Origin of the sequence: Pedobacter psychrotolerans (genome assembly GCF_004340665.1) — a bacterium.
Classification (GTDB): domain Bacteria; phylum Bacteroidota; class Bacteroidia; order Sphingobacteriales; family Sphingobacteriaceae; genus Pedobacter; species Pedobacter psychrotolerans.
This window is the reverse complement of the sequence record NZ_SLWO01000004.1, coordinates 25,154-37,313: the sequence shown is the minus strand read 5'-3', so window position 1 is coordinate 37,313 and position 12,160 is coordinate 25,154. Positions and strand designations below refer to the sequence as shown.

Sequence of the window (12,160 nt, the reverse complement as noted above, 5' to 3'; positions counted from 1 at the left end):
AATAATTTTAAATGCAACACATCACTAGAGTATTTACAGGTTTTTTATTATTGATTTCATGCTGGATCAATTCATCTGCACAAATCAGTAAATTTAAATATTTACAACGCATTAAAATTATCGAAAGTAATATAGATCGTTATTTTTACCTGAAAGATAAGGGACTATATCTTGAAAATATTGGAAAAACCGAAAAACCATATTCTTATTTATGGCCACTTTGTGCACTAATTCAGGCTAAAAACGAAACAGAGGTATTAAAAAATGATCAGGGTATGCAGCCAGTAATGAAAGCGATTGATCAGTATTACACCAAAGAATCTCCAGCGCCGGCTTATCAATCCTATGTTGAAAAAAGTAGTCAGTTTTACGATGATAATCAATGGATTGCAATTGCTTACCTCAATGCTTACAGCCGTACAAAGAATAAGATTTATTTTGATCGGGCAAAAGAAATTTATACATGGTTATTAACTGGATATGATAACAAAACCGGTGGCGGATTATACTGGAAAGAAGATGAGAAAACCTCCAAAAACACTTGTTCAAATGGGCCTAATATCTTAGTTTCGCTTGAATTATATCAAGCTACAAAAGAAAAAAAATATCTGGATACAGCCTTATTGGTCTATAACTGGACCAATAAAACCTTGCGGGGGCCTGATGGTATTTATTATGATGCAATAAGGGTTGCATCCTTAAAAATAGATTCTGCTGCCTACACATACAATACGGGTACAATGCTGGAATCAAATGTGCTGCTTTATAAAATCACAAAAGATGATAAATACCTAAAAGAAGCAAAACTTATTGCTGCGGCTGCTGAAAAACGATTTTATAAAAATGGAAAACTGCCAGACCATTATTGGTTTAATGCCGTTTTGCTTAGAGGTTACCTGGCTTTATATGCTGTTGAAAAAAACGCTTCACGCCTGGCATTTTTGATTAAAGATGCAGATCGCATTTGGAATACCGAACGTGATGAAAGAAATCTTTTAGGAAAGGAAAGTGATAAAACTTTGTTGCAACAGGCCGGAATATTAGAAATATACGCCAGACTGGCAACTTTAAATTTAACCAAATCATAAAAATATAATTAATGAAAAGAAGAACATTTATTCAAAATACAGGCTTGCTTGGGGCAGGAGTAGTGGCATCCAAGTTTTCATTTGCAGCTGACTTTGCTTCAGAGTTTCCGGTAGTTCGCGCTGCGGCTGGAAAAAGACATTTTGAAAGTAAGGCAGTGAATGCCGCAATAAAAACGTTCCAGTCTAATGTTAAAAATCCGGAATTGGCCTGGCTTTTCGAAAACTGTTTTCCCAATACATTAGATACCACGGTTTATTATTCAGAAAAAAATGGTCGTTCCGATACCTATGTGATTACCGGAGATATAGATGCCATGTGGTTAAGGGATAGTTCAGCCCAGGTTTGGCCATATTTGCAATTCGTAAATGAAGATGAAGCCCTGAAAAAACTAATTGCAGGTGTAATCAATCATCAAACGAAGTGTGTGCTAAAAGATCCATATGCCAATGCTTTTTATGGTGATGCCAATAAAGTAGGTGAATGGAAAACAGATGATACTGCTATGCAGGCGGGTGTACATGAACGTAAATGGGAAATTGATTCATTGTGCTATCCCATTCGTTTGGCTTATCATTATTGGAAAAAGACAGAAGATAAAGCTCCTTTTGATTCAGATTGGAAGAAAGGAATAGAAACGATTCTAAAAACCTTTAAAGAGCAGCAACGTAAAACAGATCACGGCCCTTATCATTTTCAGCGTGAAACCACCAAGCCTACAGATTCATTACCGATGGCTGGATATGGCTTTCCGGTAAACCCTGTCGGATTAATTTGTTCGGCCTTTCGCCCAAGTGATGATGCTACAATTTTTCCTTTTTTAATACCTTCCAACTTCTTTGCTGTGTCCAGCTTAAAACAAGCTGCTGAAATGATCAGGGCACTTCAAAGTGATAAAGCTTTAGAAAGTAATTTGCTTAATCTGGCTGATGAGGTAAATGTGGCTTTGAAAAAGCATGCAATTGTTACCCACCCAACATATGGTAAAATCTACGCATTTGAAACTGATGGCTTTGGAAGTAACTATTTAATGGATGATGCAAATGTACCTAGTTTATTAAGTCTGCCATATCTTGGTGCAATGAGTGCGGAAGATCCAATTTACCAAAACACCAGAAAATTTGTATTGTCTAAAGATAACCCATACTTTTTTAAAGGTACCGCCGGTGAAGGAATAGGAGGACCACACGTTGGTCAGGATATGATTTGGCCAATGAGTATTACCATGAGGGCATTAACATCAAAAGATGATGCTGAAATCAAATATTGTATCAGCACCTTACAAAAAACACATGCCGGTAAGGGTTTTATGCACGAGTCATTTCATAAAGATAATCCCGCTAAATTTACCAGAGCCTGGTTTGCATGGTCCAACACGCTTTTTGGAGAATTGTTATGGAGGACTTACCATGAAAAACCTTCACTTTTAACCGTTTAAAACCCATTTTGCTAAAGGCCATTCATTTTTGTGAAGGCCTTTGGCTTATAAAATACTTATGGGTTTCTATCTTGATTTAGAACCAAATTGATCACATCTTCTACCGAAGCCATCTCACAGGCTTGTCAAGAAAACCAAATTTCTTGAGGTTTAATGCTTTGCCTTATTAAAAATATGTTCAATTTTGCCACCGTTTAGGGGTAAACAGGTTAATTCAATGGGCAACTAAAACGTCAACTATTAAGCCTGCTCTTATCCAGCAATTAATTTTATTTTTAAATATATCAATATCATGACTGTTTTAAATGATAACATTCCAACATCAACACTATTAGAAATTAAGGTAGGCGACACCATAAGTGATGATAATGGATTATCAGGGGTGGTGGTTAATATTGCCATTCAGGAAACTGATGAATTTTTAATGTTAATTTTTGGACTTCAGGAAGGTGGTGAGATCAAAGCGAAAAAACTTCGCCAGGTGTGCTAACCAGAATATCTTCTTTACTATTTTCAGGCTTTAAGTAATAACATTAAATTTGTTCTTCAATTTATAAATCTTAATGAAAACAAAACTTTTTGCCTTCATTTTTACACTGGTATTTATTGTTCAATTGTATGCAGAAGCATCAGGAAATACTTTATTGAGTCAAGTTTCTAAACCATTTATCGTAATTACATTATTGGTTTGGTTGTACTTGGCTACTCATCTTAAAGGTCGTTTTCACAAAAGAATTTTTACAGGTTTAATTTTTAGTTTGGCTGGCGATATCTTTTTGATGTTGCAATCTGAAAACGGTAGCTTTTTTAATTATGGCCTGATTGCATTTTTACTTTGTCACATCTTCTATATTAGGGCGTTTACTCTTGATCATAAATCTAACCCAGAATTTAGAAGTCCGTTTTTTTTGTGGGGTGCAGGAGCATTAATCATTTTCTGCATGGGTTTATTCTTTTACTTACAACCTTACCTGGGTGCCTGGCAGTTTGCGATTTTAATGTATGCCATCATCATTACATTTATGACGATTATGGCGCTCAATCGTTATGGAAAAGTAAACTTGAGTAGTTTTAAGTTTGTGTTAGTGGGTGCATTGCTTTTCCTTTTATCGGATAGTGTGCTGGCGGTGAATAAGTTCGGCAGACCTATTCCTCAAGCTGGTCTACTCATTATGGCCAGCTATATGTTAGCTCAATATCTGATTGTTTACGGAACAGTGGTGCGGGAGTTGGTGGTGAAGCAAACAGAGATATAGATACCTGCGTTTTTTACCAACAAAGGAGTACCTTATTGAATTACACACCAAAGTAGCAGGCACAGAGAATACTGCGCTCAAATTTTATTTCTCTTTTGCGAATTCTTGAACTGCTCTGTGTAAATCTCTGTGCCCTCTGTGGTGAAAAATAACTCACCTTACTTTTTATTCTTTGCGAAAATCTTCTTTTTCTTTGCGGTAAAAACTTCAAAAAGAATATCCTCGCTATTTCTTTTTATCCTTATCCATCACTGTGAACACTTGTACTAATCTTTCTCCATTTTCATCTACAAGCGTCAGCGTATGTTTTCCTGGCGGCGGACTAACAGCCAGTTGGTGATAATTGGTAGTGGTAGCGATATATTCATTGTCAATGTGCCAGTAAATTTTAGAACTTTGATTTCGATGCGCTGCATTTAAAACGATTTTTCCACGTGTTCCATTTAGTTCAAGCGGAATATAAACGGAAGCTCCATTTTTTGGATAGATCAGCTCCATCACATTATTTCCTCCAGATAGATCACAGCCAGGGAGATAGGGTGGCAAGTTTCTATAATCACTGTTTTTAATTCTATAATAATATTCCATTGCCGGTGGCAGAATGAACCAGCTTTTATGCTGCATATTGGTTACACTTTCGCACTGATCGGTTACACGGTATGTTCCGGTTCTATCTAGATGAACAATTTTATGAAAGGGGCAAACAACGGTTTTTTCTCCGGCAACGGGCACCCATTCATCTATAACATCAGGACAAAATTCTCCGGCTTTATAACCACTTTGTTTACAAACCTTAATTTTTTTTAATTTTGTTTTAGGTGTTTCAAACCATTTGCCATTTGGCAACAACCTAAAAAGATCAAATAAAACTGGTGCAGCGGCTTCTATACCCACCAAACCTGGCCGGCCTTCTCCATCTGCATTGCCTACCCATACACAAACCACATAATTTGGTGTTAAACCTACTGCCCAGGCATCGCGAAAGCCGAAGCTTGTACCTGTTTTCCAGGCGACTCTTTGTGATGAAGAAAATTGTTCCCATAAGCCTTCATCACCCGGACGCATTACTTCTTCCATAGCATTAAAAGTTGCCCAAATGGCTCCATGATCTAAAAAAGAGTTGCGTTGATAATCTTTTTCATTCTCCTGCTTAGGATGATAATAGGTTGCCTGTTTATAATCATTGGGATCATATAACCCTTTATAGGCATTAAAATGGTTTAAAGTTCGCACCATGCCCATGTAAGTATTTGCCAGATCCCACATGGTTACTTCACTGCCGCCTAAAATAAGAGATAGGCCATAGTGATCTGCTGGTTGATTTAATGTTCCAATCCCGAGCTTTTTTAGCTTATCGTAAAACCTTTCATACTTATATTGCTGCAGCATTTTCACGGCTGGTATATTTAACGAACGACTTAAAGCCTTATCGGCCGCAATTGCACCATCGTATCCCAAATCATAATTTTGAGGTGAATAACCAGCAATTTGCGTAGGCACATCTGGAATTAGTGTATGTGGTAGAATAAACCCATCATTCAACATACTGGCGTAAAGCAAGGGTTTTAATGTGCTTCCCGGACTTCTTGGTGCTTTGATCATATCTACATGACTAAGCAATGCTGTATTTTCAGGTTGATAAATATTACCCACATAGCTGACCACATTACCTGTTTTAGCATCAAGAATTAATGCAGAAATATTATTGATGTCATTTGCACGGTAACGGTTATTATAGCGTTTCAGAATGGCATTCACTTTGAGTTGAATGTCTTCATTTAGTGTTGTCGTAATTCTGGTGGAATTAATCTCCAAACTCGCTCTTTCTGCCTTGAATCGATTGAGCAAATGAGGTGCATTTTGTGGCAGGGGCATGGGTTTTCCAGGAATAGGTTCCAGCTTTGACAGGTTTGCCGTTCCTTGATCTATATAGTTAAGCTTGGCTAGTCTATCTAATAAATCATTTCGTTTTTTAATTAACCGGGTTGAATTTTTTCCGGGGTGAACCAATGAAGGACTATTAGGCAAAACAGCTAAGGTGGCCATTTCACCCCAGGAAAGGGTTTTGGCATTACGGCCATAATAGCGCCAGCTTGCGGCTTCCAATCCGACTACATTACTTCCAAATGGTGCATTAGCGGCATATAAACCAATAATTTCTGGCTTTGAATATTTAAGTTCCAGCCTAAAGGCGAGGATCACTTCATAAAGCTTCTGCCATATGGTTCTATCTTCCTTTCTGGATAATCTGATTACCTGCATGGTTAGGGTACTTCCACCACTCACTACACTTTTTGCCCGAAGGTTTTGTCGCATAGCTCTGCTCATGGCCAGGAAATCAACTCCAAAATGGCTATAGAATCTTTTATCCTCAAAGGCAATAATACAGTCTTTGAATTTCACTGGTACTGAATCGGCCACCGGAAAGCGCCATTGCCCATCACTTGCAATTGCTGCACTCAATAAATTTCCATTACTGGCTTCAACCACAAAAGATGTAGGAGATTTAAAAAGTTTTGAAGGCAAAAGTAACAAGAACACCAAAAGCAAGGTAATACAAATGATATCTGTAATCAGAAATGCTTTTGGTGTTTTATGCATTTAATTTTAGAAAATTAGAAACCTCACAGGTTTTTAAAACCTGTGAGGTTTGGAGATATGAATAAATTAAATAGGGGACTATTTCACTACCTGCACCCATTTACCATCTTGTGTTGCCGAAATATCATTGTTATACATCGCTTCGCATTGCACTGCTGATAAATAATATTTCCCTAAATAAGAAGCATTCAACAGCACCTTGTAAACCAGACTTTCATTTTCACGGATGTTGAAATAAGTGAAAACCCTATCATCTCTGATATCCTGATAAGTAAAAGGAGAAGAAGCCAAAATGCTTTGGTTATCATTTAACCTGGTGTTAATGATCTCCCATCCAGATGGGAAAATCTGTGTTAAAGCCATTTGCTCATAATACCCCATTCTTCCTGGATTCTTAACCGTTACCTCAGCATAAAAATCCATTCCTTGTTTCAGTGTTGTAGGATCTAATGTGGTTCCATTCAAGCGTTTGTAAATTACATTCATATCCAATACCTCAGGTCGGTTTGGTAAGAAATTATTCTGACCTGCAACAGGTTGTCCTTCTAAAACCAAACGTACAAATAAAACGTTTTTACCGCTATTGGTTACAGATGCCGTGTTTCCTTTAAAGTTTACTGCTGTATTGTTTAAATACTGATTTGAATTTACGGCGGCTGTTTTTCCATCTAAAACATATTGATATTGTAATTTATTAGCAGATTGCGTAGTACCGCAAAATTTAGCAATGGCCAGTAAACTATATGCTGTAGTTTGGGTGCTATACCAGGTATTCTCACCTAATTTTGCTGCCAAAGGTTGTAATAGGCTTGCTGCCTTAGCTTTCTGACCGAGCAAGGTTAAAGTCTCTAAAATCATTGCTTCATCCCGAACATCAGAACCATAAGTTCCACCCAACTGTTTGTATGGCTGGATGGAAGTGTCTAATCCACGAATCATGTTTTGTGCCACATCATTTTGACCTGCTAATTTATAAGCAGCAGCCAGACGCCATTTTGCAGAAACGGATAAGTACTCAAATGCTTTTAACCTGTTCATCGCAGCCATTTCTGGTTTTTTTGCAAGTGCAAGCATGTATAAGCGATAGGCCTGAGATAAATCCCCACCGTAAAAATTATTGCTGTTAGGTGCCCAATTAGCTGCTTTTGTTTTTTGATAACGCAGTAAATCCTCCAGCAATCCTACAGGTAAGGTGTAGCCCGCGTTTTGTGCTTCAACTAAAAAGTGGCCACCATAATTACTTCCCCATTCATCTGCATTTCCCTCACCAGGCCAATAAGATAATCCACCATCAGTGGTTTGGAATCCTTTTATTTTATTAATTCCGGCTTTAATATTTCTCTCCGTCATGGCTTTTTGTTGCTCATTTAACGGACTTAACCGATCTAAATACAACTGTGGAAAAATACCTGAAGTAGTTTGCTCAATACATCCATGCGGATATTGGATCAGATAACTCAGGCGTTTCTTTAAGTTAATCGATGGGATAGAAGACACTTCAAGTGCACCTGAATTTGTTCCGGTCATTCCGATAGGTGAATAATTTATTGCCCATTTCTGACCGGGTTGAACGGTTGCAGAAACTACATTGGTTACATAAGGGTTTGGATTTCGAATATCCATTTCCACATCATAGTCTGTTCGCTCACCGCCACTTTGTGCAATAACTTTCACTTTAGCAATGCCAACTGTATTAGGTGCTTTTACTTCAAAATAGGCCATTTGCTCTCCAGTTTGCTTGTAGAAAAGCTGTTGTTTATTGGTACCCTTAACAATTAGATTACTTGCCTGAAGTTGAACGGAAACATTTTTTAGATTTTTTTCTGTTGCAAAAACCGTAACGGGTAAAGTAAAGGTTTCACCCGGACCAATTACCCGTGGCAATGTTGCTAAAACCATTAAAGGCTTTTTCACCTGAACTGATTTTTCTGCAAAGCCATAAGCTGCATCCTGTCCGGCTACTACCATTGCCCTAACTGCTCCAATATATTGTGGTAATTTGAATTTATGGGTTTTGCTTTCGCCTTTACCAATGGTAAATGGTCCCATATATTTAACCACCGCTTTAAATCGGTTAGCCTTTGCCGGATTTAAGTTTTTATTGATACTTCCATCACCACCAATACTTAAAATTCGTTCCAGGTTTCCTCCCCATGCACCTAAAACATAATCAAATAAATCCCAGGTTTTAACGCCTAATCCTTCACGGGCGTAGAATGCACCATGCGGATCTGGTGTTTTGAAACGTGTTAAATCCAATAAACCTTCGTCAACCAGTGCAATGGTATAAGTCATGGCCTTTCCGTTCTGTTCCCCAACAGTAATGGTATTTACAGTTTCAGGTTTAATCTTATCCTGCATTTTGATGGTAGGTTTCAAAATGGTTTGTGGATCTTCTACCAGAATCGGAATTGCCCCGTACATCCGGATTGGCAAATCATTAACCGTTTGTGCGTGAGGCTGTAACAGTGTAATGTTCGCAAAAACATTTGGCGCCATTTCTTTTTCCGCCTTAAATTTGTATTGCGTTTGTCCAGCTTTAGTATCAATCCAGAAGGTTTTTAAAACCCGACTTCCATTTTCAATAGATACCAATGCTCTACCATTTTCAGCAGTAGGAATGGTAAGCGTAATATCTTCACCAACTGTAAATTTCTCTTTATTTGCGGTAAATGATAACATGGATGCTTCTGTTGGATTTGATCCTTGTTCACGTTGTGCCCAACCCGGCCAATCTACATAAACTGATTTTCCGGTAACATGACCACCATTTACATCCCGAACTAAAATTAAATACCGACCCCATTCAGGTTCATCAATTTTTAAATTCCAACTGCCTTTTCCATTTGATAGGGTTACCTGATGTGTTTCTACCAACTTGTTGTATTGATTTTGCGTGAAGTTGGCATAGGTATACTGATCATCCTGTTCCCACCACCAGCGCCATTGTGTTTTATACAGCTCTACCTGAACGGTTTTACTGCCAGAAAGCAATTTCCCATCTGTATTCACATTTACAATCTCAATTTTATGGTCTTTGCCAGTAACCAGCATGCCACTGAGTTTATCTCCCTTTTCCGGGCGAATACCCAAATAGCTCTTATAAACATGATAAGGAATACTAAAATTATCAATACTGAAATTTCCTCCTGGTTCAAAAATCTTTGTGGTAAAGTTAGCCCTTAAAACACCCGGAGCAGTATTGTTTTCGTTTAAATTGGTATTCACTTGCGCACTTCCTGCGGCATTTAATGTGCCTTCAAAAATGGTCTTCACCTGTGATTCAAAATTAACCGTAGGATTATCAAAACTGTAGCCTTCAAAGCCTTTAAATTTAGTTTCTGTGGTATTTAAATTCACATCAACCTTGGCTTTTAAATTTTGAGCAGCAGCACCAAATAGCCATTTAGCAGATAGGGTAGCGGCAGAAGTTCCGGTAGTCAGGTAAGGTTTGTTGCCTACATTGAAATCAATCTTTAATCGGTTTGGCATAACCGTTTCAATCTTCAGGGTTTTGGTGAAAGTTGCTCCACCTGCCTTCACTTTCGCCATCCAGTTTCCGGTTGGTGCTGTATTTTCGGTTGCTGTTTTGAAAGTATAAAAACCATTTAAAGGCTTGCCATTAATCAGGCGTTTGTACAATTGCCCTTTTGGGTTATAAAATTCCATGGTAACCGGATAATTTGCCGGAAGTTTTTTTAGTTTATCTTCCAGTACGAAAGACACAAATAAACTATCTCCAGGTCGCCAAACTCCACGTTCCCCATAAATAAATCCTTTTAAACCACTTTGAACTACATCACCACTCACATCAAAACGACTCAACGGGAGCGAACTTCCATCATCTAGTTTCAAATATCCGCGTTCCGAACCGTTTTTTGCAATCAGCAAAAAAGGATGGCGCTTTAAGTCAAAACGGGCAAAGCCATCGCCATCTGTTTTCGTTGTAAAAATGATTTGCTTCTGGTAATCCATCAACTCCAGATCAACCCCACTCAATGGTTTAGCTGTTAACAAATCAGTTGCGACGATAAGCATGCTGTTATCATTTCCTCGTTTAGCAACTAAACCGATATTAGAAGCCAATAAATTTCTGCTTACCCAACGCTCAGTCGTATAGAATGACGGGGTACAAGGATTATCCTTATCATTCCAGCGGTAATTGGGTGGATAGTTGCTATTGTATTTCTGCCAGAAATTATCATCTTCATCTATTTTTTCACCATATATTTCGTTCTCATCATAATAGCTATCCCCACCATCGCTTTCTACTTTTTCATCATTGGCTTTGCAGTTATAAGCATTGTATTCTCTTCTAAACGCGATGGTTACCCGGTACATGGCACCAGGCTCCGTACGGATCATCTTATCTAAATCCAGCGTAAAGCGATTTTTTTTATGCAAGTTTAGAGATTTGTCTTCATCCAGTCGTATGGTTTTCTGCAGAATCGGTTTAGCTACTCTTCTAAGTTCATTTCCATCGCGGTAACTATTGCTCTGGAAGAATTGAGGAATGTTATTTTCATAAATTTTAATAACAGTAACATCTACAGCCTTAAGGTTGATGGCTTCAAAAGGTAGTACGAGTTTGCTTGAATTTGGCAGAATTGTGCCAGCACCTGCAATGGTTACGGCTGGTAATTTATCTTCGAAAACCAGATTTGCAGTTTTGCCACCTGCTAATGTTTTGCCATTAATATTCTCTACACCATTGTTAACGTTCAACGTGTAATTTCCTTTCAGTTCTTCTGCGGCATACACCTTTACCTGACTGGCATCTATCGTAAACCTTAAATCGCTTAAATTTCCAAGGGCAATCATACCTGTCAAATCCTGGCCTACACCAATGGGTTCAGAGAATTGCACCAAAGCATAATCTTCTTCGCCCTGAATGGCTTTCATATCCAGAATTTCAAACTTATTTAAGGCAGGTATGCGGATTTCTTCTTTACCTTTTTGCTCTGCATCCAGTTCATCGCCATCCCAGTCTAATTTGAGGGTTTGGTCTGATGCTTTTTTCTTTATACTGTCGACTGTAAATTTTGATATGTTTTTAGCAGGATCATGCTGCCATTTTATTTTTAGTTTCTGGTCAAAATCAAGGGTTATAACTTTTTCAATTTTAGCGGTTTCCTCAGCATCTGCTGTAGCCACTTCACCCGTCAGTTTCATATACTCCAACGAGGTATTATTTTGAGAAACCAGGCCATTCTGAGTAAGCATGATTCCAGGCGTAATGACCTTAAATTCAAAATCGAAATCTTCCAGCCCTTTTTCCGTTGCTGAAACTTCTGATAATTTGAAACTTGCTTCGTATTCTTTACCTGGTTTCAGGTTTTCATCTGGTCTGAATTCAACCGTTTGTGGATCAATCCAATAAGTTTTTCCCGAAATAGAGGGCGAGAAATCGAACAGGTCCCGGGAATCTGCCTTTCCCAGATCCTGCATACCTGTTGCTGCATTTGCAAGGTGAACACGGATAAAACTTTTCTTAGATATTGTACCTGAGGTATATGCCTCAATGTATTTGGCATAGGCCTGATTGTCTTCATTTGATTTTTTCTTGTGACGGAAATAAATAAAAATGATTGCAGCAATCGATAGTGCTAAAAGACCTATAAAAATAAATTTCTTTTTGGATGACGATTGGTAGGTAGATGGTTGCTCCATTTTGGGATAATGTTTTATTTTAGATGGAGGAAATTAAATAAAATTAATGTGAAAAGGAATGATGTTGAAAAGTAAGACGTAATTTGAATGCCCTTGTATATTTTCATTG

The 12,160-nt window shown here is 38.0% G+C and carries 6 protein-coding genes; 4 read left to right on the top strand and 2 right to left on the bottom strand.

Features of this window, described 5'->3' with window-relative positions; genetic code table 11:
* Positions 1-11 precede the first annotated feature (11 nt).
* From EV200_RS10605 to EV200_RS10590, 4 genes are all read left to right on the top strand, one after another.
* Positions 12-1,088 (top strand): glycoside hydrolase family 76 protein, encoded by a 1,077-nt coding sequence (locus tag EV200_RS10605; protein WP_132532328.1) that lies wholly within the window; start codon positions 12-14, stop codon positions 1,086-1,088.
* An 11-nt stretch (positions 1,089-1,099) separates the two neighbouring features.
* Positions 1,100-2,524 (top strand): glycoside hydrolase family 125 protein, encoded by a 1,425-nt coding sequence (locus EV200_RS10600; RefSeq protein ID WP_132532325.1) that lies wholly within the window; start codon positions 1,100-1,102, stop codon positions 2,522-2,524.
* 292 nt (positions 2,525-2,816) lie between these two features.
* Positions 2,817-3,014: a hypothetical protein gene (locus tag EV200_RS10595; RefSeq protein ID WP_132532322.1), complete on the top strand. Its 198-nt coding sequence runs from the start codon at positions 2,817-2,819 to the stop codon at positions 3,012-3,014.
* 73 nt (positions 3,015-3,087) lie between these two features.
* Complete coding sequence (locus EV200_RS10590) at positions 3,088-3,780, top strand: lysoplasmalogenase (RefSeq protein ID WP_132532319.1); 693 nt, start codon at positions 3,088-3,090, stop codon at positions 3,778-3,780.
* A 225-nt stretch (positions 3,781-4,005) separates the two neighbouring features.
* Here the strand turns inward: EV200_RS10590 and pbpC are convergent, their stop codons facing one another.
* Both pbpC and EV200_RS10580 read right to left on the bottom strand, forming a co-directional pair.
* Positions 4,006-6,381, bottom strand: coding sequence for a penicillin-binding protein 1C (gene pbpC / locus EV200_RS10585; protein WP_132532316.1), 2,376 nt, complete (start codon positions 6,379-6,381; stop codon positions 4,006-4,008).
* A 78-nt stretch (positions 6,382-6,459) separates the two neighbouring features.
* On the bottom strand, positions 6,460-12,051 hold the full coding sequence (locus tag EV200_RS10580) for an alpha-2-macroglobulin family protein (protein ID WP_132532313.1): 5,592 nt from the start codon (positions 12,049-12,051) through the stop codon (positions 6,460-6,462).
* Between the last annotated feature and the right edge of the window lie 109 nt (positions 12,052-12,160).